The sequence below is a fragment of the Arsukibacterium sp. genome (assembly GCF_033721375.1).
Taxonomy (GTDB): domain Bacteria; phylum Pseudomonadota; class Gammaproteobacteria; order Enterobacterales; family Alteromonadaceae; genus Alishewanella.
Genome location: NZ_JAWWAP010000006.1, coordinates 237,822 through 260,099, shown reverse-complemented (window position 1 = coordinate 260,099; position 22,278 = coordinate 237,822). Strand labels below are relative to the sequence as shown.

The 22,278-nt window shown below is 51.6% G+C and carries 16 protein-coding genes and 2 tRNA genes; 15 read left to right on the top strand and 3 right to left on the bottom strand.

What is annotated here, in order from left to right; translation table 11 throughout:
• The first annotated feature begins 30 nt into the window (after positions 1-30).
• Both R3187_RS11325 and metH read left to right on the top strand, forming a co-directional pair.
• On the top strand, positions 31-1,095 hold the full coding sequence (locus R3187_RS11325; RefSeq protein WP_318967153.1) for a homocysteine S-methyltransferase family protein: 1,065 nt from the start codon (positions 31-33) through the stop codon (positions 1,093-1,095).
• Entirely contained in the window at positions 1,095-3,716 is a 2,622-nt protein-coding gene (gene metH / locus R3187_RS11320) for a methionine synthase (RefSeq protein WP_318967152.1), read from the top strand. Before R3187_RS11325 ends, metH begins: the two co-directional genes overlap by 1 nt.
• Positions 3,717-3,773: 57 nt before the next feature.
• Here metH and R3187_RS11315 read toward each other — a convergent pair whose 3' ends face one another.
• A complete protein-coding gene (locus R3187_RS11315) occupies positions 3,774-7,427 on the bottom strand; it encodes an ATP-binding protein (protein ID WP_318967151.1) in 3,654 nt (1,217 codons plus the stop codon).
• A gap of 210 nt (positions 7,428-7,637) precedes the next feature.
• Between R3187_RS11315 and R3187_RS11310 the strand changes: the two genes are divergently transcribed.
• The gene (locus R3187_RS11310) at positions 7,638-8,399 is read left to right on the top strand and encodes a substrate-binding periplasmic protein (RefSeq protein ID WP_318967150.1); all 762 of its coding nucleotides are present in this window, start codon (positions 7,638-7,640) and stop codon (positions 8,397-8,399) included.
• Here the strand turns inward: R3187_RS11310 and R3187_RS11305 are convergent.
• Positions 8,396-8,902 carry a TIGR00645 family protein gene (locus R3187_RS11305; RefSeq protein WP_318967149.1) on the bottom strand — a complete coding sequence of 169 codons (507 nt, stop codon included), beginning with the start codon at positions 8,900-8,902 and terminating at the stop codon, positions 8,396-8,398. The two genes, R3187_RS11310 and R3187_RS11305, sit on opposite strands and share 4 nt — an antisense overlap.
• Positions 8,903-9,095: 193 nt before the next feature.
• On the opposite strand from R3187_RS11305, the gene R3187_RS11300 reads away from it, so the two are divergent.
• The 12 genes from R3187_RS11300 (at position 9,096) to R3187_RS11245 (ending at position 21,148) form a co-directional block, all read left to right on the top strand.
• The gene (locus tag R3187_RS11300; RefSeq protein ID WP_318967148.1) at positions 9,096-9,842 is read left to right on the top strand and encodes a hypothetical protein; all 747 of its coding nucleotides are present in this window, start codon (positions 9,096-9,098) and stop codon (positions 9,840-9,842) included.
• Positions 9,842-10,312 (top strand): regulatory protein RecX, encoded by a 471-nt coding sequence (locus R3187_RS11295; protein WP_318967147.1) that lies wholly within the window; start codon positions 9,842-9,844, stop codon positions 10,310-10,312. The genes R3187_RS11300 and R3187_RS11295 overlap by 1 nt, the downstream gene beginning before the upstream one ends.
• A gap of 10 nt (positions 10,313-10,322) precedes the next feature.
• Positions 10,323-12,944: an alanine--tRNA ligase gene (alaS, locus tag R3187_RS11290; protein WP_413229025.1), complete on the top strand. Its 2,622-nt coding sequence runs from the start codon at positions 10,323-10,325 to the stop codon at positions 12,942-12,944.
• Between the two features lie 244 nt (positions 12,945-13,188).
• A complete protein-coding gene (gene csrA / locus R3187_RS11285; protein ID WP_318967145.1) occupies positions 13,189-13,389 on the top strand; it encodes a carbon storage regulator CsrA in 201 nt (66 codons plus the stop codon).
• Between the two features lie 160 nt (positions 13,390-13,549).
• Positions 13,550-13,639, top strand: a tRNA-Ser gene (locus R3187_RS11280).
• A gap of 13 nt (positions 13,640-13,652) precedes the next feature.
• Positions 13,653-13,729 (top strand) — tRNA-Arg (locus R3187_RS11275).
• A 383-nt stretch (positions 13,730-14,112) separates the two neighbouring features.
• A complete protein-coding gene (locus tag R3187_RS11270) occupies positions 14,113-15,483 on the top strand; it encodes a PqiA/YebS family transporter subunit (RefSeq protein WP_318967144.1) in 1,371 nt (456 codons plus the stop codon).
• On the top strand, positions 15,480-17,153 hold the full coding sequence (gene pqiB, locus R3187_RS11265) for an intermembrane transport protein PqiB (RefSeq protein ID WP_318967143.1): 1,674 nt from the start codon (positions 15,480-15,482) through the stop codon (positions 17,151-17,153). Before R3187_RS11270 ends, pqiB begins: the two co-directional genes overlap by 4 nt.
• Positions 17,150-17,722: a membrane integrity-associated transporter subunit PqiC gene (locus R3187_RS11260; RefSeq protein ID WP_318967142.1), complete on the top strand. Its 573-nt coding sequence runs from the start codon at positions 17,150-17,152 to the stop codon at positions 17,720-17,722. The genes pqiB and R3187_RS11260 overlap by 4 nt, the downstream gene beginning before the upstream one ends.
• Positions 17,723-17,957: 235 nt before the next feature.
• The gene (locus R3187_RS11255; RefSeq protein ID WP_318967141.1) at positions 17,958-18,200 is read left to right on the top strand and encodes an OadG family transporter subunit; all 243 of its coding nucleotides are present in this window, start codon (positions 17,958-17,960) and stop codon (positions 18,198-18,200) included.
• Between the two features lie 12 nt (positions 18,201-18,212).
• Positions 18,213-19,994 (top strand): sodium-extruding oxaloacetate decarboxylase subunit alpha, encoded by a 1,782-nt coding sequence (gene oadA, locus R3187_RS11250; protein WP_318967140.1) that lies wholly within the window; start codon positions 18,213-18,215, stop codon positions 19,992-19,994.
• A 23-nt stretch (positions 19,995-20,017) separates the two neighbouring features.
• Entirely contained in the window at positions 20,018-21,148 is a 1,131-nt protein-coding gene (locus tag R3187_RS11245) for a sodium ion-translocating decarboxylase subunit beta (RefSeq protein WP_318967139.1), read from the top strand.
• A gap of 38 nt (positions 21,149-21,186) precedes the next feature.
• Here the strand turns inward: R3187_RS11245 and R3187_RS11240 are convergent, their stop codons facing one another.
• Positions 21,187-22,269, bottom strand: a complete 1,083-nt coding sequence (locus R3187_RS11240) for an anhydro-N-acetylmuramic acid kinase (RefSeq protein WP_318967138.1) — start codon at positions 22,267-22,269, stop codon at positions 21,187-21,189.
• Between the last annotated feature and the right edge of the window lie 9 nt (positions 22,270-22,278).

Here is a 22,278-nt window from a genome sequence, read left to right as displayed (position 1 = left end):
TAGGCTATTGCAAACTATTAAGAGTACTTTATGAGCGCAAGACTGACTCCGGACCATTTTCGTAAACTGCTCGCTGAGCGCATTTTTATCCTCGATGGCGCCATGGGCACGATGATCCAGCAGCACCGGTTAGAAGAAGCTGACTATCGCGGCAGCGAATTTGCCAACTGGCCGAGTGATGTCAAAGGCAATAACGACTTACTGGTGCTGACCCAGCCCGATTTAATTGCCGATATTCACCGTCAGTATCTGCTGGCCGGCGCTGATATTGTTGAAACCAACAGCTTTAATGCGACCAGCATAGCGATGGCGGATTATCAGATGGAAGGCTTGTCAGCCCGGATTAACCGTGAAGCGGCGGCGCTGGCCCGTAAAGTATGCGATGAGATAACCGCGCTTGAGCCAGATAAACCGCGCTTTGTTGCCGGCGTGCTTGGCCCCACTAACCGCACTGCGTCGATATCGCCTGATGTTAATGACCCGGGCTTTCGCAATGTCAGTTTTGATGAGTTAGTAAATGCTTACACCGAGTCAACCCATGCGTTAATCGAGGGTGGCGCCGACATTATTATGCTGGAAACCATTTTTGATACGTTAAACGCCAAGGCTGCCGCTTTTGCCGTACTGCAGGTCTTTGATGAAGTGGGCTTTAAGCTGCCGGTAATGATCTCCGGTACCATCACCGATGCCTCCGGCCGGACATTATCCGGCCAGACAACCGAGGCGTTTTATCATAGCCTGGCCCATATTGAGCCGGTGTGTTTTGGCCTTAACTGTGCGCTTGGGCCCGATTTACTGCGCCCTTATGTTGAAACCTTGTCGGGTATATCTGAAGCTTATGTCTCGGTGCACCCCAATGCCGGCTTGCCCAATGAGTTTGGTGAGTATGATTTGGGCGCCGAAGAGATGGCAGCAGAAATTGCCGATTGGGCCGCGCAGGGCTTTTTAAATATTGTCGGCGGCTGCTGTGGCACTACGCCCGAGCATATTAAAGCGATTTATAATGCGGTAAAACAGGCGCCGGCCCGTCAGCCCAAAGCGCCGGGCCACAGTTTTCATTTAGCCGGCCTTGAAGCCTTTTCTCTGGAGTGGTAATGCAGCAACAGGCCCGATTTATTAACGTAGGCGAGCGGACAAATGTTACCGGCTCGGCCAGATTTAAAAAACTGATTTTAAACGGCGACTATGAGGCCGCGCTTGATGTTGCCCGCCAGCAGGTAGAAAACGGCGCCCAGATCATCGATATCAATATGGATGAGGCGATGCTCGACAGCAAAGCTGCCATGGTGCGTTATTTAACCTTGCTGGCCTCTGAACCGGATATTTCGCGGGTGCCAATTATGGTCGACTCGTCGAAATGGGAGGTTATTGAAGCGGCGCTGAAGTGCATTCAGGGCAAGGCGGTGGTTAACTCTATTTCGCTAAAAGAAGGCGAAACCCCGTTTTTACAGCAGGCGCGGTTACTGCGCCGCTATGGCGCTGCGGTAGTGGTAATGGCCTTTGATGAACAGGGCCAGGCCGATACTAAAACCCGTAAAGTCGAAATATGCCAGCGTGCTTATAAAATTCTGACTGAGCAAATCGGTTTTCCGCCACAAGACATTATTTTTGACCCGAATATCTTTGCGGTCGCCACCGGTATTGAAGAGCACAACAATTACGCGGTCGATTTTATTGAAGCTACCCGTGAGATAAAACGCTTATGCCCTCATGCGAAAATTTCCGGCGGCGTGTCTAATGTGTCGTTCTCATTTCGCGGCAATGACGCCGTGCGCGAGGCCATTCACTCAGTATTTTTATACCATGCCATTGCAGCCGGCATGGATATGGGTATTGTTAATGCCGGCCAGCTTACCGTCTATGACGATATTCCGCCGCTGTTAAAAGAGCGGGTAGAAGATGTTATTTTAAACCGGCGTGATGATGCCACCGAGCGGCTGCTGGAAATTGCTGCCCAGTTTAAAGGTGATGGCAGCGTCGCCGAGAAAATGGATGATGCCTGGCGCAGCCTGCCGGTCAATAAACGGCTGGAACATGCCTTAGTAAAAGGCATTACCGACTTTATCGAATCGGACACCGAAGAAGCACGGCAGCACGCAGCAAAACCGCTGCATGTGATTGAAGGGCCGTTAATGGACGGCATGAATGTGGTCGGCGATTTATTCGGCGAAGGCAAAATGTTCCTGCCGCAGGTGGTTAAATCGGCCCGGGTAATGAAAAAAGCGGTGGCTTATTTACAGCCTTTTATTGAGCAGGAAAAGGAAGGCGGCCGCGCCCAGGGTAAGGTGCTGCTGGCAACGGTAAAAGGCGACGTGCACGATATCGGCAAAAATATTGTCGGGGTGGTGCTGCAGTGCAATAACTTTGAAGTCATCGATTTAGGCGTAATGGTGCCGTGCGCTGAACTGCTCAGGGTAGCCAAAGAGCGCGACGTTGATGTTATCGGTTTATCCGGTCTGATTACCCCTTCTTTAGATGAAATGGTTCATGTCGCCAAAGAGATGACCCGGCTAGGCTTTACTCAGCCATTGTTAATTGGTGGTGCCACTACCTCAAAAGCGCACACGGCGGTAAAAATTGAGCCCAATTACGCCAACGGCGTGGTGTATGTGCCGAATGCCTCGCGCAGTGTGTCAGTGGTGCAGTCTTTAATTACCCCGGACAGCAAAGCGGATTATTTAGGCCGGATTAAAAATGAATATGTGGTGGCGCGCGAGCAGCATGCCCGTTCGCGGCCCGGTGAAAAGCTGCTCAGTTTCGCTGAGGCGAAAGCCAATAAATTTCAGCTTGATTTAACGAAAGTCGCCCCCGCGCCGAAGCAGCCCGGCGTGCACTTATGGCAGGATGTCGACTTAAACCTGCTGCGTGACTATATCGACTGGACGCCGTTTTTCTTAACCTGGCAGCTATCGGGCAAATACCCGGCTATTTTAAACCATGCCGAAGTGGGCATAGAGGCGCGCAAATTATTTAAAGACGCCAATGCCATGCTCGATACCATGATTAACGACGGCCATGTTAAAGGCAAAGCGGTGTTTGGTTTATTTCCGGCCAACAGTGACGGTGACGATATTGTGGTGTACACCGACGAATCGCGACAGGTCGAAAAAGCCCGTTTATATAACCTGCGCCAGCAATTACAGCTTAGAAACAATGCGCCTAATTGCAGCCTGGCCGATTTTATTGCGCCGTTGGAGAGCGGCGTAAAAGATTACATTGGCGCTTTTGCCGTTAGCACCGGTTTTGGTGCCGATGAACTGGCTGCCAAATTTGCCGCCGAGCATGATGATTACAACAGCATCATGGTAAAAGCACTGGCTGACCGCTTAGCGGAAGCCCTGGCCGAATACCTGCATTTAAAAGTGCGGCGCGAGTTCTGGGGCTATGCCGCCACTGAAGACTTGAGTAACGAGCAGCTGATCCGTGAGCTGTATCAGGGGATCCGGCCCGCACCGGGCTATCCGGCCTGCCCGGAGCATACTGAAAAAGGCACTTTATGGCAGCTGCTGGATGTTGAAGCGCAAACCGGTATTACTCTTACCGAAAGTTATGCGATGTGGCCGGGCGCCGCGGTAAGTGGCTGGTATTTTGGCCATCCTGACAGCAAATATTTTGCGGTCAGCAAAATTGCTGAAGATCAACTTACCGAGTATGCCGCCAAAAAAGACTGGAGCCGCACTGAGGCAGAAAGCTGGCTGGCACCCAATATTCGCTGAGCGGCACTGCACTGTTGGCAGTAGCAGCTTGCCGGCAGTTGTGATGCCGGCTTCGCTTTACGGCAATAGCTGCTGCAGGGTAGCGGCCAGGCCTGCCAATTCTATCGGTTTGATCAGGGTAGTGTTAAAGCCGCTTTGCTGGATCTGGTTAAGCAGATCTGACGAATTATGGGCAGTCAGGGCGACGACCGGCACCTGAGCCAGTTCCGGACGCTGCCGGATTGCCTTAAGCGTGGCAAAACCGTTGATGCCGGGCATTTCAATATCCAGTAAAATTAGCGCCGGATGCTGCTGCTCCAGCCAGTCCAGCGCCAACTGGCCACTGCTTTCCACATGCGCCAGATAGCCGAGTTTTTCCAGCATTAGTTTCAGCAGATTCTGATTAAAATAATTGTCATCAACCACTAAAATTTGCTGCGGTTGGCGACGGCGCTCCGGCGTACCAGTGCTTGCGGCGGCAGAGGCCGATGCTGCCGGCTGCTTTGGCAGCGGCTCTGGCTGTGGTGATAGTAGCGGCTCTGGTAGCGACGCTGACGCTGATGAGACCGGCTGCTGGCTGTCAGCCAGCGGTAGCGTCAGGCTGAAGCTGAAGGTACTGCCGACGCCAGGTTCACTGCTTAATGTAAGCTCTGAGCCCATAATCTGTAGCAGACGCTGGCAGATTGTCAGACCAAGGCCAGTGCCACCATATTTGCGGCTGACAGAATTATCAGCTTGCTGGAACGGCTGAAACAGCTGGGCTTGCCCGGCGGCACTGATGCCAATACCGGTATCCGATATGGCGAAATGCAACTTATCGGCGGCGGGCGCGGTGATTTGCAGCCGGATACTGCCTTGTTCGGTGAATTTAATCGCATTGCTTAGCAGGTTCATTAAAACCTGACTGCAGCGCAGCGGATCGCCGCAGCGCCAGTCGGCGATATCGGCGGCCAGCACGCGTTGATAACTAAGGCCTTTGGCGGCAATCTGATTACTGAACAGATCTTCAACCTGACTGAGCGTCTCGCGCAGCGAAAAGGCAGTGTGTTCCAGTTCCAGTTTACCGGCTTCAATTTTAGAAAAATCCAGAATGTCATTAATAATGCTGAGTAATATTTTTCCGGCAGAGCGGATTTTTTGCAGATAGTGCTGTTTTTCCTTTATGCCGGGGGTGCCCTCGGCCAGCTCGGCGAAGCCCAGCACCGCATTCAGTGGCGTGCGTAATTCATGGCTCATATTGGCCAGAAATTGTGCTTTGGCCTTAGTGGCATCTTCTGCTGTCTGGCGGGCCTGCTGCAATTGTTGCATCGCCTGCTCCAGGTGCGCTGTGCGCAAAGTGACCTGCTGGCTCAGCCGCTGTTGCTCGACAATGGCGCTGTGCATCCGCCAGCGGTGCAGTAAGTACAGCAGGGTGATACTCAGCAGCAGGTAGCTAAGCAGCATGCTCCAGTGCCAGTACCAGGGGCTGGCAATCTGAAAATGCAGGGTGTCTGCGCTACTTATCTGGCCGGTAACACTTTTCGCCCTGAGCTGAAACTGATAGTGGCCACTTTGCAGGTTGGTGTAGTCGCGATAATGTTCATGCCGCCAGCTGGACCAGTCCTTATCGTGGCCAAGCAGCCGCACCTGCAACAAATCGGGTTGCAGCGGGTTATAATTTGGGCTACTGAACTGAAAACGCAGGTTTCGTTGCTCACTGCCAAGTTGAATTAATTCCGGTAAGTCGCCACCGGAGTAGACGGCTTGCTGCTGATCAACCAGCACTTTTCTAAGCAACGGCGGTTTGGGCCGGTGCTGCTGATACTGATCATCAGCAAAGCGGAAAATGCCCTCAGCCCCGCCAAACCAGACCAGTGGCAGCTCAACCAGCATCGTATCCAGCGGGATGTCGGCTAAGGGCTGCAACGCGTTGCCGTGCCATTGATACTGGCCGCTGGCATCGGCTTGCGCCACACCGGCTGAGCGTTTGCCGGTGACGTTATCCCACAATAGCATCCAGACCCGGCCTTGCTGATCGATGGTGGGATTTCGCACCCAGGGTTGCTCACCGCTGAACAGGTTTTTAAAGGCGGGGGCCAGTTCAAATTGCTGCGAAGCGCTGTTGTAACTGAGGATGCCGCGAACAGAGGCAATAATCAGTTGCTGCTCAAACAGGTGAACAGAATTTCTGTTCAGGCTGGGTAAGCCCTGCTCTTTGCTAAAGCGGGTAATTGCCAGCGGTACTGAGGCACCGCCCTGCCAGGCGGCCGGCAATTGCAGCTGGTAGACGCCATGCGCCAGGGTACCTAACCACAGTTGACCATTGGCCAGTTCGACAATACTGTTTAAGTTTCCTTCAACGCCCGGCACCCGGCCTTCATCCTGCCACTGGCCATTTATATAGCGCATTGTTGCCAGGCCGTCCTGCAGCCCGACATACACCCGGCTGGGGTCGAGGGCCGACACCTGTAAAATCTTGCTGGCCAGGTTTGACGGTCGGATCAGGCTAAGCTGGCCGTTTGCCAGCTGATAAACCCCTTCGTTATTGGCAATCAGCAAACGATCCTGGAAATCAGCAAAGCCCCAGGTTTGTTTTTGCAGCGGTGCCATCTTTACAAATTGCCCGGTGCCGTCTTCCCCGGACTGCAGCCGGAATAATCCCAGACTGGTCCCGGCATAAAGTTGCTGCTGATAGCGGGTTAGTGCCAGCACATTGCCAGCCAGACCGCTGGCCCGGTGGTGGGCAGTGATAGCAGAATGTAATGCGATCCGGGCCAGCCCATGATCCAGACCGAGCCAGAGTCCGCCCTGATGATCCTGATACAGGGCTCTGACATTCTGATCAAGTAAGCCTGAATTGCGATTATAATGGCCAACCAGCTTGCCCTGTTTACTGAGAATAAAAACGCCGTTTTGCACGGTGCCAACGGCAATATCACCGTTATTCAGGGTCAGGCCACTGTAAAGAACTGCCTCTTGTAGTTGCTGATCATAAGCGGTAGCAAAGCGCTGCACGCCTTTATTGTTAAGCAGATACAAGCCGGTTTCCCGGCTGCCGGCCAGTAAGGTATTGTCGTCAAATGGCTCCAGCACAAACAGACTTTCATTGGCAAAATGTTCGCCACCGGGAACCAACTGAAAATTGTCCTGCTGCAGCACCAGTAAGCCGGTGCCTTCTTCGCGGATGTAAAGCTGCTGATTAACCCAGAATGCCTTTAAAAAACTACTGTTGCTGCGCCAGACATCGATTTTTTCATTGCGCAGCCGGAAAACATAATCGCGACTGGCAAAGTACACACTGTCGCCGCTGACAAAGGTTTGTCTGACGTCACGAAAGTCACGAAAGCTGGCGGGGACCAGGTGCAGTAGAGATTGAAAACGGGATTGGCCTGCACTGTGATCGATGTAGCCAATATCACCTTTCGCGCCGACATAGACCCGACCATCGTCTGCCAGGGCAAGTGAACGGGCAACCGATTTATTGCTGGTTTGCAGCGTGCGCCAGTTATGGCCATCATATTCCAGCACACCGACATTGTTACCAACGTATAACACCCCACGCTGATCCTGCAGTAATGCCCAGTTCTGGGTGCCGGCATGGTAGTCTTTCGGTTTCAGGTTATGCAGCATCGGCATACCATGCTCAAAAGTTGCCGCCAGCGCAGGCAGCTGCAGCGCGACTACAGTACTTAACAGCATAACGACGCCCGCAAGACGATAGTTGCGGGCGAAGAACATAATAACGTCGGACACAGTGAACTCCATTTCGTTGCTGGCAGACTGACGAGCAGACCATCTTAACCGCTGTCTCGGTGCCGGCCAAGCATTCTGCTTCTCTGGCAGGCGTAAAATGCCCCCAGGCACCATTGCAGCTGCTAAGCGCATAGAATGTTAACAATATTTCCTGTCAGTTTTTGGAAAAACCGTTATGCTGAATACAAAGCGGGTTGAGGATGAGAACAGATGCGGCAAATTTGGATAGTCAGTCTGTTGTTGCTGCTGGCCAGTACTCTGGTGACGGCGGCGCCGTTAACGGTGCTGGTCGGTCAGCAGAAGCCGCCTTATATCAATACGGCCAATATTTCGGGTTATGAGGTTGAGCTGTTGGCAGAGGTAGTGAACCGGATGGGGTATGAGCCGGTGTTTGTCTTTGTCCCGAATGCCCGGATTAAACCGTTGCTGGAGCAGGGCGAGGGAGATATTGCCAGTTTGCAGCCTGTAACCACCAATGAAACAGGATTATTTTATTCTGACCCCTATATTCGCTATCAGAACATTGCGGTTAGTCGGGCAGCTGATGAGTTGATGATCAGCCACAGCAGTGATCTGGGCCGCTATCCGGTATTGGCGTTTCAAAATGCCCGCACCGTGCTGGGGCCTGATTTTACCGATATGGCGAGGATCTCGGCTGATTACCGGGAAACGGTCGACCAGCAGGCGCAACTGAAAATGTTATTGTCACGTCGGGTACAGGTAGTGGTCATGGATCGTAATATTTTTAATCATTACCGGTTACAGCAAGATAGTAACGATGAGCTGGCGGTTCATGCTTTGTTCGATACCACCCTTTACCGGGCCGCATTCCGGGATGCGGCGATACAGCGCGCATTTGACCGCGCGTTGCTCAGTGTTATGCTGGACAGCTGGTACCTGCGTTTGCAACGCAAATATTTTGGTGAAGTAAACCAGACCCTGCAGCACAGCCTGCTATGTGAAGATGATTAAAGTGCCTTGGCTTTTTCGTCCCGCAACAGTTTATCCAGATAGCCCATCGCAAACGCAGACAGGACGAAGGTAATATGGATAAGCAGATACCACTTTATTTTGTCATTGGCGATCACTTCAGTGTTCATAAACACTTTCAGTAAATGGATTGATGAAATCGCCACTATTGACGCTGCCACTTTATTTTTCAGCGAACCTGCATCGAGTTTACCCAGCCAGCTTAACTTATCGTCGTTGCCCTCCAGATCGAGCCTTGAAACAAAGTTTTCGTAACCGGAAAACATCACCATGACTAACAGGCCGCCGACCAGGGCAATATCAATTAACGACAACACCACTAAAATTAATTCGACTTCTTTCATGCTAAAGATAATCGGAACGATATGAATGATTTCCTGAAAAAATTTAATCGCCAGGGCAATCAGGGCCAGGCTGAGGCCCAGATAAATCGGCGCCATTATCCAACGGGCAGAGTAAATAAGATTTTCGACAAACTTTTCCATAGCACAGCCTCACAAATATGATGCTGCTATTATGCGGCCGGTCTGCTGCAAAGCAAGTCTGAACGCCGGTAATTGGCCATTTTTTGTACCAGCAGCTGAAGTTTTGCCTCAGCTCTCTTATTTTAACGGGTTTTGCAGTATGATAGCGGCCTTTAAAAGCCGCTATGGCTGCTGATGTCGGCAAGGGGAAAGTGTGGAAAAGCCGTTTCAACTGAAACTGATTATCAGGCGGGTTAAATTCACCGCTGCGCTGCAATGGCTCTCTGGCGCCTGGCAACTGTTTAAACGGCTGCCATTGCTGTTTATTGCTATGTTTTGTTTAATGGCCATTATCAGCTTTTTATTACAACAGCATCAGCTGACAACGCTTATCTGGGTATTTCTCAGTCCGTTTTTAACAGCCGGGTTTTATAAAACCATTGTTGGCGTACAGCAACAACAGAAGGTGGGCATCGACTGGCTGTTTCAACCGCTGACAGAACCGTCCTGCCGGTTGATTCTGATGACAATTGGCGCCGTTAAATTTGTTATGTTTACGCCACTGCTTGCTTTTGCTGAACAGCTGCAAACAACGATGTCGGCTGCGTTAGAGGCGCAAGCTGGCATCGAAACAAGCGTTATGCTGCAATTGCTGGCGATGGTGGCATTATTTACCCTGGTGCTGATGTTATTTGCCTATGCCGTAGCCATTGCCTACTTTTTAAAAGAGCATCGCTTTCTGGTGGTATTACAAACCAGCTTTATTGCCTGCTGGCGCAATATTGGCGCGCTGCTGCTGTACGGCCTAATCAGTATGGCACTGTTGTTATTAACCTTGCCGACCCTGGGATTGGGTATCATTGTGGTGGCTCCGCTGTTGCAAATTGCATTTTTTCTGTCGTTTAACGACGTGTTTGCGCTGCAGGTGAATGCAGCAGATGACGGAGTATTAGAGGTGTAATGATGGCTGACATCGCCGGGCTGAAAAAAAACGCATTAAACTGGCTTAGCCGGCGTGATTACAGCGAAGCCCAGTTAAGCCAGAAACTGCGGCAGAAAGGGGCGTTGCCAGAGCAGCTGGCAGAAGTCATCAGCTGGTGCAAAGCCCAGCAGTATCTTGATGAAAGCCGTTTTTTAAGTATGCTGGTACGCAGCAGGGCGCGCCAGGGCTATGGCTACAATTACCTGCTACAGCAATGCCGGGCGCAGAACATCAGGCCAGAACAACTAAATGCCTGTATCGCTGCGCTGAATATTGACTGGTGGGCGCTGGCTACTGAGGCCTACCAGAAGAAATATGGCGACAGCCCGATAGCTGATTATAAAGAAAAAACTAAACGGATGGCCTTTTTGCAACGCCGCGGTTTCAGCAGCGAGCAGATTAAGGCGGTCTTTACTGAATTAACGAACCAACCCAAGCGGACAGGATAGTTTCATGACCATGACTTCGGCCAAGATCAGACAGGCTTTTTTTGATTATTTCGCCAGTAAACAACATCAGGTAGTTGCCAGCAGCTCGCTGATCCCGGGTAATGATGCCACCTTATTGTTTACCAATGCCGGTATGGTGCAGTTTAAAGATGTGTTTTTAGGCCAGGACAAGCGCAGCTACAGCCGGGCAGTCTCTGCCCAGCGCTGTGTTCGGGCCGGTGGTAAGCATAACGATCTGGAAAATGTCGGTTATACCGCCCGCCATCACACCTTTTTTGAAATGCTGGGTAACTTCAGTTTTGGCGATTATTTTAAGCGCGAAGCCATTGGCTATGCCTGGCAGTTTTTAACTGAAGTGGTCAAGCTGCCAAAAGAAAAACTGCTGGTAACAGTGTATGCCACCGATGATGAAGCATACGATATCTGGCAGAACGAAATTGGGGTGCCGGCTGAACGAATCGTCCGGATTGGTGACAACAAAGGCGCACCTTATGCGTCAGATAATTTCTGGGCGATGGGTGATACCGGCCCGTGCGGCCCCTGTACTGAAATTTTTTACGATCATGGCGAGCATATCTGGGGCGGGCCGCCGGGTTCAGCGGAAGAAGACGGTGATCGTTTTATCGAGATCTGGAACATCGTTTTTATGCAGTTTAATCGCCAGGCTAATGGCGACATGCAGCCGCTGGCAAAACCCAGTATTGACACCGGCATGGGGCTGGAGCGGATCGCCGCTATTTTACAGGGCGTACACAGCAACTATGAAATTGATACCTTTGCCGCACTGATCAAAGCCGCCGCAGAGATTACCGGCGCCACCGACTTAAATGATAAGTCGCTGCGGGTAGTCAGTGATCATATTCGCAGCTGTGCGTTTTTAATTGTCGATGGTGTGTTGCCTGCTAATGAGGGCAGGGGCTATGTGCTGCGCCGGATTATTCGCCGGGCAGTACGTCATGGTAATAAACTCGGGGCAAAGGGCCCGTTTTTCTACAAGCTGGTCCGTGCCCTGGTAGAGCAAATGGGCGAAGCCTATCCCGAACTGGCAGAAAAACAGGCGGTGATTGAAAAAGCGCTGCGCCTGGAAGAAGAGCAGTTTGGCAAAACGCTGGAGCGCGGCCTGACGATTCTGGATGATGAGCTGGCCAGCTTAACCGGCACCGTGATCCCGGGCGACGTTGTATTTAAGTTATACGACACTTATGGTTTTCCGGTCGATTTAACCAATGATGTGGCGCGCGAGCGCAATCTGACCATTGATCAGGCGGGTTTTGAAGCGGCAATGGCGGCCCAGCGGAAGCGGGCACAGCAGGCGTCTAATTTCGGTGCGGATTATAATGCGACCTTAAGCTCACATCAGCAGACAGCCTTTACCGGCTATGAGCATGAATTTGGCGATGCCACTGTGGTGGAAATTTTCAGTGAAGGCCAGGCGGTTGACAGCCTATCTGCAGGCGCCAGTGGTTTAGTGGTGCTGGATCAAACCCCGTTTTATGCGGAGTCAGGCGGCCAGATGGGTGATAGCGGAAAGTTACTGCTGGCAAAGGGTGGTGAGTTTGACGTTAGCGACACCATTAAACTGGGTAAAGCTTTTGCTCATAAGGGCCAGGCCACCGCTGATTTAAGAGTCGGCGATAAAGTTGCCGCCCGGATTGACAGTGAGCGCCGTGCAGCCATTAAACAAAACCATTCGGCCACCCATTTATTGCATGCTGCACTGCGCCAGATATTAGGTGAGCATGTGACCCAGAAAGGCTCTCTGGTCGGGCCGGATCGGTTACGCTTTGATTTCAGTCATTTTGAAGCGGTTACCGCTGACGAACTGCGGCAAATTGAACTGCTGGTGAACCAGCAAATTCAGCTGAACCACGCGTTGCAAACCCGGTTAATGCCGGTAGAGCAAGCGAAAGCCGAAGGGGCGATGGCGCTGTTCGGCGAAAAGTATGATGAAGAAGTCCGGGTGCTGACCATGGGCGATTTCTCGATTGAACTGTGCGGTGGCACGCATGTCAGCCGAACCGGTGATATCGGGCTATTTAAAATCGTGGCCGAGGCCGGTATTGCCTCTGGTATCCGGCGGATTGAAGCTGTCAGCGGCAACGGTGCACTGCAGTATATTCAGCAGCTTGAGCAACAGGCGGCTCAGGCCGCTGCGCTGTTAAGAGGCGATTTGTTCAGTCTGGCCGATAAAGTACAGCAAGCGCTGGATAAAAGCCGTGGCCTGGAGAAAGATATTGAACAACTGAAGGCGAAGCTGGCCAGTCAGGCGGGATCGTCACTGGAAAGCCAGGTACAGCAGATAGCTGGTGTTAATGTGTTAATCAGCGCCGTTGAGCAGGCTGATCCGAAAAGCTTAAGAACCATGCTCGATGAGCTGAAAAATAAACTGAGCCCGGCGGTTATTCTGCTGGCTACTGTGAATGATGCTAAAGTTAGTTTAATAGCGGGTGTCAGTAGTGAGCTGACCGCTAAGGTTCATGCCGGGCAACTGGTTGCCTGGGCGGCACAGCAGCTGGGCGGCAAAGGCGGCGGCCGGCCTGATATGGCCCAGGCCGGGGGAACTGATGCCAGTGCTTTACCTGCCGTACTTAGCAGCGCTCAGTCACATATCAGCGAGCAACTGAACAGCTGATCGCACAAGGCGCTTGCGGCGTAAATTTAGCATAGCGCCGCTTCGCCGTCTGAAAGCTGTGTTATATCGCGAAATTACCCGGGCCAGTGGCAAAGTTGCTACACTTTGCCAGGAACAGGTGTCGGCTGTTTTATAAATATCAGGTGTTGGCTTTTCAAGCAGGGGCCAGCTGAGTTACTATACGGCGTTTTATCGAAAACAACGGTGAAAGGTCACTGTAAATGCAAGGAAAAGGAGCAAGCGAATGCTAATTCTTACCCGTCGGGTTGGTGAGACTCTGATGATCGGTGACGAAGTCACTGTGACTGTGTTAGGGGTGAAAGGAAATCAGGTGCGGATCGGTGTGAATGCACCAAAAGAAGTATCAGTCCATCGTGAAGAAATTTATATGCGGATCCAGGCTGAGAAAGATACCTCTGGTGGCGGCTTTAACGAAGCCGAATAAAAATAACCGGCAGGATGCTGGTTACCAAATTGCCTGTTTTAAACAATAGCCGGTAAATATTGAACGAATTGTTTAAAAGGTCGGCAAACAGACTTTACTGTCCTAAAAATTGTTTGACTTATTTTCCTGAGACATTAATATACACGCCGCAACACAGAGCGGAGAAATGGCCGAGTGGCTGAAGGCGCACCCCTGCTAAGGGTGTATAGGGGAAACTCTATCGAGGGTTCGAATCCCTCTTTCTCCGCCATTTTTTATAGAGCGGACGCATAGCTCAGCTGGATAGAGTACTCGGCTACGAACCGAGCGGTCGGAGGTTCGAATCCTCCTGCGTCCACCACATACGAAGAACCCGCTACGGTTAATGCCTTAGCGGGTTTTTGCTTAAATGCTATATGCTGAACAGACGCTGGGGGTGAGAAGCTCCGTCAGGTTCGACCAATTTGCCGGGAGCAAATTGGCGCAGCGTCAGCTGACCCGCAGGGCAGGCGGCAGGAAAGCCGCCTGCAATCCTCCTGCGTCCACCACATACGAAGAACCCGCTACGGTTAATGCCTTAGCGGGTTTTTGCTTTTCCTGATAATATTTTCTTTGCTGTTCAGCAGCGGCTTATCTTTAAAGTGATATATACTGCTGATTATATAAGGTAACTTTCTGTAACGCAGCTGACGTTAAGGCAGCTGGCGCCACCTTCTACCTTTACACTGCAGCTTAGGGTATCCCGTGAATAAAACTGCCGACACCGCAGCACCGCAAACTGGCTGTTCCAGGCACATTGCCAATACCGGTAGCGATGAGCTGGTCCTGTGTCCGCACTGTGATTTATCGCAATATTTGCCGTTACTGGCACCCGGCGAGGAAGCGCATTGTCTGCGTTGTCAGCATCAGCTGGACGCCCGCCAGCATAACCCGGTTATGCGTCCGGCATTATATGCGGGATCGGCATTACTGATGTTAGTACTGGCAAATTTGTTCCCCTTTGTCAGTATGGCGATTGCCGGTAATCGCAGTGAAATTCATTTTTTTGATACCTCGGCAGTGCTATTCACTGAATATCAGCAAGTGCTGGCCATTCTGATCTGGCTATTTATTCAGGCGGTGCCGGCATTTTGTATGCTGGCTGTTATTTATTTAAAGCTGGGTATGCGTTATCCCTTACCCGCCCGCATTTGGGTGGCCAGGGTGCTGTATATGCTTAAACCCTGGAGTATGGTTGATATATTCCTGATGGGCTTACTTATAAGCTTTGTCAAACTGGTCGCTACGGCAGAAATCTCACTGGGTATGAGTTTCTGGGCCTTTTGTCTGTTCTGTCTGTTGCATCTGCGGACCTTTCAGGTACTGGACCGGCATGCCCTGTGGGCCAGTATTGCGCCAAGCCCGCAGCCGGCAGCACCAATTAATGCCGGCAGTACCGGCCTGCAACAGCAGCTAAAGTTATGCCAATGCTGTACCGCTGTGGTGCCGTTACAGCAGCGTCAGTGTAGTCGTTGTCATACCCGGGTAACAGCCCGTATACCGGCAAGTTTACAGAAAACCCTGGCGTTGCTGGTGACCGCTTGCGTGCTTTATATACCGGCCAATATTTTGCCGATTATGCGTACAGTGTCGTTTGGTGAGGTCACAGATTCAACGATTATCAGTGGCTTTATTTTAATGTGGCAGGATGGCGAGTATCCGGTTGCAATCGTCATTTTTCTGGCCAGTGTGGTTATTCCTATTGTCAAAATTGTTGTAATGTTCTGGTTATGTTATCTGGCTGGTGCGACCAGGCAGATTGGCGGCAAGTATAGTGGTAATGTATACCGGCTGGTTGACTGGGTCGGGCGCTGGTCTATGGTCGATGTACTGGTGGTCGCCTTTATGGCGGCGCTGGTAAGGTTTGGTTTGCTGGCCAGCGTCTATCCGGGTATCGGCGCTGTGCTGTTTGCAGCGGTCGTTATCACTACTATGCTGGCGGCGGTCAGTTTTGATCCGCGACTGCTATGGGATAACCAGCAGGGGGATAACCAGCAGAGGGATGACCAACAGGGTGATAACCAGCAGGGGGATAACCGCTTTTCGAACCGGACAGCAGAAGGAGTAACAACGTGACAGAGTCGGCAGCGCCTAAAGCAAATGTCAGAGTAATAAAGCAGTGGTCACCTATCTGGGTAGTGCCAATAGCTGCTGTTTTAATTGGCCTGTGGATGCTGTTCAGTCACTTCCAGAATCAGGGCGTAATGTTGCTGCTGGTAGCCGAAGATGCCGAGGGCATTGTCGCCGGCAAAACCCAGATCAAAAATCGTAGTGTTGATGTCGGGCAGGTTGTATCAGTTGAACTGAGTGAAGACTTAACCAAGGTGTTAATTCAGGCTCGGATGAAACCTAATATGACACCGCTGTTAAATGAAGGCTCACAATTCTGGGTGGTAAAACCTCAGGTTGGCCGTGGTGGCGTAACAGGACTTAATACCCTGCTGTCAGGCGTCTATATTGAGCTGCAGCCCGGTGACAATGGCGAGACCCAGCTGAGCCATCCGCTATTAAATTCGCCACCGGCTGCGCCGGCCGATGCGCCTGGGGTGCGGGTAAAGTTAAATTCGGCCGATACCACCGGCCTGGCAGTAGGCGACCCGGTGTTGTACCGCGGTTATGAAGTTGGCACGGTAGAACTCAGTGAATTTAACGTGTCTGAGCGGCGTACCCGCTTTCAGCTGTTTATCCGCGAACCCTATGATGAACTGGTGACGGACAATGTCCGGTTCTGGTTAAGCAGTGGTTTGGCATTCGATTTATCGGCCGAGGGCTTAAGTGTTGATATTGGCTCGGCGACCACCTTGTTAACCGGTGGCGTCAGTTTTGATTTAATGGACGGCTGGCCGGCGGGGGAGCCGGCTGCAGACGGCACCGAGTTTCAGCTGTATCCGGACAAACAAAGTATTCAGGACGGGTTATACAGCCAGTATATTGAATATCTGGTATTTTTTGATGAGTCGGTACGTGGCCTGAAGGCCGGTGCGCCGGTTGAATATCGTGGCGTGCGGGTTGGAACAGTGGCAACAGTGCCGTTTTTCTTTGCCATTGATAAGCCGTTTGAAGTGTCGTTACAACAAGGCGTGCCGGTATTAATCCGGATTGAATCTGCCCGGTTGTATGAGAAATTAAATCTGACACAGTTGGATACCGAATTGCAGCAGGCAATTGAAGACGGCCTGCATGCCGTATTAAAAACCGGCAATTTAATTACCGGCGCCTTATATATCGACCTGGATATGAATAGCAGCTGGCGCCAGGATAATGCGTTACAGCAACTGTTTAGTGAGCAGCGCCAACTAAGTACTTCGATTGGTTATCCGGCGTTGCCCTCGGCACGCAGTGGCTTTAGTAATATGGAACAAAAGCTGCTGATGGCCCTGGATAAAATTAATAATTTACCCGTTGAATCAATGCTGGCGCAAGGTGAGCAAACCCTGGCCGCGACTAATGAAGTAATGCAAAATGCCCAGCAGCTGGTGCAGAGCATGCAGGCGTTAATGGATCAGCCGCAGCTGCAACAGTTACCGGCAGACATTCAGCTGAGTTTACAGCAGCTTCGTACCACGCTACAGGGCTTTAGCCCGGATGCTGCGGCATACAGCAGCGTCAACGCCAATTTGCAGGCGCTGGAGCAGGTGCTGAGAGAACTGCAACCGGTCATTAAAACCCTGAATCAGCAAAGCAATTCATTAATTTTTAATGCCAGTGATCAACCAGAAGCTGAACCAAGGAAAGCCAGATTATGAAGTTACTGATATCACTTGCCATTGTTTTTGCCATTGGTTTAACGGCGTGCAGCAGTCCGCCGCCGGTAAGCTATTACCAACTGGCGATACCAATGCCGGCCCGGCCAGATCGGGCTGAACAGGTACAGCCAACCAGGACGTTGCAACTGCAGCCTGTCAGGGTGGCTAACTATTTAAATGGCTCAGGCCTGGTGATGCAACGCTCAGATGTCGAACTGCTGATTGCCTCTCGTCATTTGTGGGCTGATGCGCTTGATCAGCAACTATACCGGCTGTTAGCCGAGCAGTTACAAGCCAGATTGCCGGCATTTCAGCTGGTCCGGGGCCATAGCGCTGCTGATCGGCAATTGCAGCTGACTATCGACCGCTTTCATGCGCAGGCTAATGGCGTGGCTATTATCAGTGGTTACTATACGTTAGGCGCAGGCAGTGAGCAGACAAGCCATGCGTTTAGCTATCAGCAACCGTTGACTGCTGATGGTTACCCGGCGCTGGTTAGTGCGCTAAGCACAGGCTTGCAGCAATTAATCAGCGAGCTGATTACCGATATTAACCAGCGGGACTTGTAATTAACCCCGCTTCACGTTATCTTTCTGGACGGCTAGACGTTAATAAGTCTTTGGTGATTCGCCACCGAAATGACTGGCATCACTCAGTTTTATTATTCAGCCGGCGCTTCTGCCTCCATAATGCCTGAATTAGCCCGGCAGCGCCGCCATTGGTAAACTATGCTGTTTGCATTGGTTTTGTTGTCATGAAACACTGGTTGTCTGAAAACTCAGACAAGTAAAGGAGAACACACAGATGGTATCTGATTTATTGCTCGAGTCGGCGTCGTTAATGCTGATAGGCATGATAAGTGTGTTTACGTTTCTGTTACTGCTGGTGTTATTAATGACGGTGATGAGTGGCTTATTAAAGCGTTATGCGCCGGTGAAAGTTGCTGACAAAACCACGAAAACTGATGTCGCGGGCAACGGCGTGTCACCTGCTGTCGTCGCCGCCATCAGTGCTGCAGTACACCAGTATCGCCAACAACATAAATAAGAGGAAGCTGGCATGACGAAGCCTTTATTATTAACTGAGTTAGTGTTGCGCGATGCGCACCAGTCATTACTGGCAACCCGCCTGCGTCTGGAAGATATGTTACCCATCGCCGGCAAGCTTGATCAGGTGGGTTATTGGTCGATGGAGTCGTGGGGTGGCGCCACCTTTGATTCTTGTATTCGTTATCTGGGCGAGGACCCGTGGCATCGGATCCGTGAGCTTAAAAAAGCGATGCCAAACACCAAACAACAAATGTTGTTGCGCGGTCAGAATTTACTCGGTTACCGCCATTATGCAGACGATGTGGTAAAAGCCTTTGTCGAGCGGGCCCACGCCAATGGCGTGGACGTGTTCCGGATTTTTGATGCGATGAATGATATCCGCAACCTGCAAACCGCAGTGCAGGCTGCGATCAGTGTTGGCGCGCATGCCCAGGGCACCATTTCGTATACCGTCAGTCCGGTGCACACCATTGATATGTGGGTCGATATGGCCCGGCAGCTGGAAGATATGGGCTGCGACTCAATTTTTATTAAAGACATGGCCGGCCTGCTTAAACCCTATGTGGCAGAAGAGCTGGTGACCCGGATCAAAGAAGCCACCAATATTCCACTGGCGATGCAATGTCACGCGACCACGGGGCTCAGTACCGCCACCTACCAGAAGTCGATTGACGCCGGTATCGATATGCTGGATACCGCCATTTCGTCAATGAGTATGACCTATGGCCATAGTGCGACTGAAACCATGGTAGCGATTACAGAAGGCACTGAACGGGATACCGGCCTTAACCTGGAGTTGCTGGCCGAAATCGCGGCCTATTTCCGCGATGTCCGGAAAAAATATGCCCGCTTTGAAGGCTCATTAAAAGGGGTCGACGCCCGGATTTTACTGGCCCAGGTACCCGGCGGCATGCTGACCAACATGGAAAGCCAGTTAAAAGAGCAGGGCGCACTGGATAAGCTGGATGAGGTGTTAAAGGAAATCCCCAGGGTGCGCGAAGATCTGGGCTTTTTACCGCTGGTTACCCCAACCTCACAAATTGTCGGTACCCAGGCCGTGCTGAATATCCTTACCGGTGAGCGTTATAAAAGTATTACCAAAGAAACTGCCGGTGTATTAAAAGGCGAGTACGGCGCGACCCCGGCGGCGGTTAACCGCGAGTTGCAGCTAAAGGTGCTGGACGGCGCTGAACCGATAACCTGCCGGCCGGCTGATTTGCTCGAGCCAGAGATGGATAAACTAAACAGCGAATTGCTGGATATCGCCAAAGCTGAATCGATAGACTTAGCAAAAGATACCATCGACGATGTGCTGACCTATGCGTTATTTCCGCAGGTTGGTCTGAAGTTTCTGAAAAACCGCAATAATCCTGCAGCGTTTGAGCCGGCACCCGATGACAATGAAGATGAAAGCTCAACCGCGAAAACCAAAACCCGGACACCAACCAGTGGTCCGGTTGCTTACAGTGTGCGGGTAGATGGCAAAGCCTTTGAAGTGGAAGTCGCCCCCAGCGGCGAGCTTAATAGTATAAAGCCGGTGGTATCAGAGAATATTCCGGGCAGTGCCTCAGTAACCGGTGGTGCGACCTTAAATGCACCATTGGCAGGAAATATCTGGAAAATTACCACGAAAGTGGGCGCAACCGTTAAACGGGGTGATGTCGTCATCATTATGGAAGCGATGAAAATGGAAACCGAGGTGCGGGCAGTTGCTGACGGCACTATCGCTAACATTCATGTTGCGGCAGGTGATGCGGTCAGTACCGGTGACGTACTGATTAGTTTTGAGTAGTACTACCGGCTTAAGGAATTTTGATGGACGAGCTTAATACCCTGATTGCTTCGACCGGCATAGTGCATTTTACTGTGGGTCAGGTAGTGATGATGCTGGTGGGTTTCCTGCTGCTGTATCTGGCCATTGCCCGTGGCTTTGAGCCACTTTTATTGCTGCCCATCGGTTTTGGTGCCATTTTAACCAATATTCCGCTGGCGGGAATGGGTGAGCCAGGTGGCTTGCTGTATATGATTTATGAAGTCGGCATTGGTACCGGCATTTTCCCTTTACTCATTTTTATGGGGGTAGGGGCGATGACCGACTTCAGTGCGCTGATAGCCAATCCCAGAATGTTGTTACTGGGCGCCGCGGCCCAGTTTGGAATTTTTGCTACCCTATTTGGCGCCATTGCCCTGAACTGGGTGCCAGGGTTAAGTTTTACCCTGAAAGAAGCTTCAGCTATCGCCATTATTGGCGGGGCGGATGGTCCGACCGCGATTTTCCTGGCGTCAAAGCTGGCACCCGATCTGTTGGGGGCAATAGCGGTTGCGGCCTATTCTTATATGGCGCTTGTTCCTATTATTCAGCCGCCCATTATGAAGGCGCTGACCAGTAAAGCTGAGCGTGAAATTCAAATGACCCAGCTTCGGTCCGTTGGTAAGCGGGAAAAAGTGCTGTTTCCGTTAATGCTGGTACTACTGACCATTTTATTGTTACCAACTGCCGCCCCGCTGATTGGTATGTTTTGCTTAGGTAACCTGATGCGTGAAGCCGGGGTGGTAGAGCGTTTAAGTAAAACAGCACAGAATGAGCTGATTAATATTGTGACCATTTTCCTTGGTCTGGCTGTGGGTTCCAAGCTCAGCGCCGATAAGTTTTTAACCACCCAGACCCTGGGCATTCTGGTGTTGGGGGCAATAGCGTTTGCTATAGGCACAGCTACCGGGGTATTAATGGCTAAGCTGATGGCTAAATTCTCAAAACAGCCGATTAACCCGTTAATTGGGGCGGCTGGGGTGTCTGCAGTGCCAATGGCGGCCCGGGTAGTTAATAAAGTCGGGTTGCAGGCGAACCCTCATAACTTCCTGTTAATGCATGCAATGGGGCCTAATGTGGCCGGTGTTATCGGCTCAGCCGTCGCTGCCGGTATTCTGCTGGCGCTGGTTGGCTAGCAAAGTAGCTGCAGGACAGGGGGCAGTTATTTGCCTGGTTAAGGCAGGTAAGCAACCCCTAACACACAGGCTTTACTGGCACCGGTAACCTCTGGCAGGTTACCGGTTACCTGATGCTGATACGCCCAGGCCAGCCAGGCAAAGGCCATCGCTTCCACCCAATCTGCGTCTACCCCCAGTGTATCGGTAATGCTGACACTGCATTCGGGTAATAATGAGGCTAAATCCTGCATCAATACCGGGTTATGCCCACCACCGCCACAGACAAACAACTGCTCCACTTCAAAGGTACTCAGGGCGTCGGTGATGGTTCGTGCCGTTAAACGGCACAGGGTGCGCTGGACATCTGCCGGCTGGTATTGATCTGGCTTAAACTGTTGCAGCCACTCAAAATTGAAATATTCTCGACCGGTGCTTTTTGGCGCCGGCCTGGCGAAATAAGGATCGGCCAGCATTGCTGTCAGCAGTTCAGGTAACAGCTGACCCTGGCTGCACAACCCGCCATTATGGTCAAAAGGCTGGCCATGACAGTGCATTACCCAGTTATCCAGCAAAGCATTACCCGGGCCGGTATCAAAACCGGTTACCGCTGAGTCCGCTGCCAGTACCGTAACATTAGCAATACCACCGATATTGACAATAGCCCGCTGCCTGCCATCCTGTCGGAATACTGCCCGGTGAAAAGCGGGCACTAACGGCGCGCCCTGGCCGCCGTATGCAATATCTTTGCGCCGAAAGTCAGCAATGACCGGAATTTGACAAAGCATTGCCAGCTTATGCATATCGCCAATTTGCAAGGTAAAAGGGAAACGGCCATCCGGCCGGTGGCGGATAGTCTGGCCATGGCAGCCGATAGCGGCAACCGAACTGGCTGCCACCCCTGCTTTGGCAAGTAATGTGGTTACGCCGGCGGCATAACACTGCGCCAGTTGCTGCTCGACAGGGCCAAGCAATTCAATTTCGTTATCGCCGGGTTGGCAAAGTTGCTGAAGTTGCAGTTTAAGGGCTGGCGGGAAAGGATGTAACTGACTGCAGATAAGTTTCGGCTGGGGGCTGAAGCTTACCAGCACCAGATCTATGCCATCAAGGCTGGTGCCGGACATAATGCCAATGTAATACATCAGATTGCT

Excerpts from the sequence above, each read along its gene's own strand:
- R3187_RS11310 (WP_318967150.1), top strand. The coding sequence starts at position 7,638 with ATGCGGCAAATTTGGATAGTCAGTCTGTTGTTGCTGCTGGCCAGTACT.
- R3187_RS11305 (WP_318967149.1), bottom strand. The coding sequence starts at position 8,902 with ATGGAAAAGTTTGTCGAAAATCTTATTTACTCTGCCCGTTGGATAATG.
- R3187_RS11255 (WP_318967141.1), top strand. The coding sequence starts at position 17,958 with ATGGTATCTGATTTATTGCTCGAGTCGGCGTCGTTAATGCTGATAGGC.
- oadA (WP_318967140.1), top strand. The coding sequence starts at position 18,213 with ATGACGAAGCCTTTATTATTAACTGAGTTAGTGTTGCGCGATGCGCAC.
- R3187_RS11325 (WP_318967153.1), top strand. The coding sequence starts at position 31 with ATGAGCGCAAGACTGACTCCGGACCATTTTCGTAAACTGCTCGCTGAG.
- metH (WP_318967152.1), top strand. The coding sequence starts at position 1,095 with ATGCAGCAACAGGCCCGATTTATTAACGTAGGCGAGCGGACAAATGTT.
- alaS (WP_413229025.1), top strand. The coding sequence starts at position 10,323 with ATGACTTCGGCCAAGATCAGACAGGCTTTTTTTGATTATTTCGCCAGT.
- csrA (WP_318967145.1), top strand. The coding sequence starts at position 13,189 with ATGCTAATTCTTACCCGTCGGGTTGGTGAGACTCTGATGATCGGTGAC.
- R3187_RS11245 (WP_318967139.1), top strand. The coding sequence starts at position 20,018 with ATGGACGAGCTTAATACCCTGATTGCTTCGACCGGCATAGTGCATTTT.
- R3187_RS11240 (WP_318967138.1), bottom strand. The coding sequence starts at position 22,269 with ATGTATTACATTGGCATTATGTCCGGCACCAGCCTTGATGGCATAGAT.
- R3187_RS11295 (WP_318967147.1), top strand. The coding sequence starts at position 9,842 with ATGATGGCTGACATCGCCGGGCTGAAAAAAAACGCATTAAACTGGCTT.
- R3187_RS11260 (WP_318967142.1), top strand. The coding sequence starts at position 17,150 with ATGAAGTTACTGATATCACTTGCCATTGTTTTTGCCATTGGTTTAACG.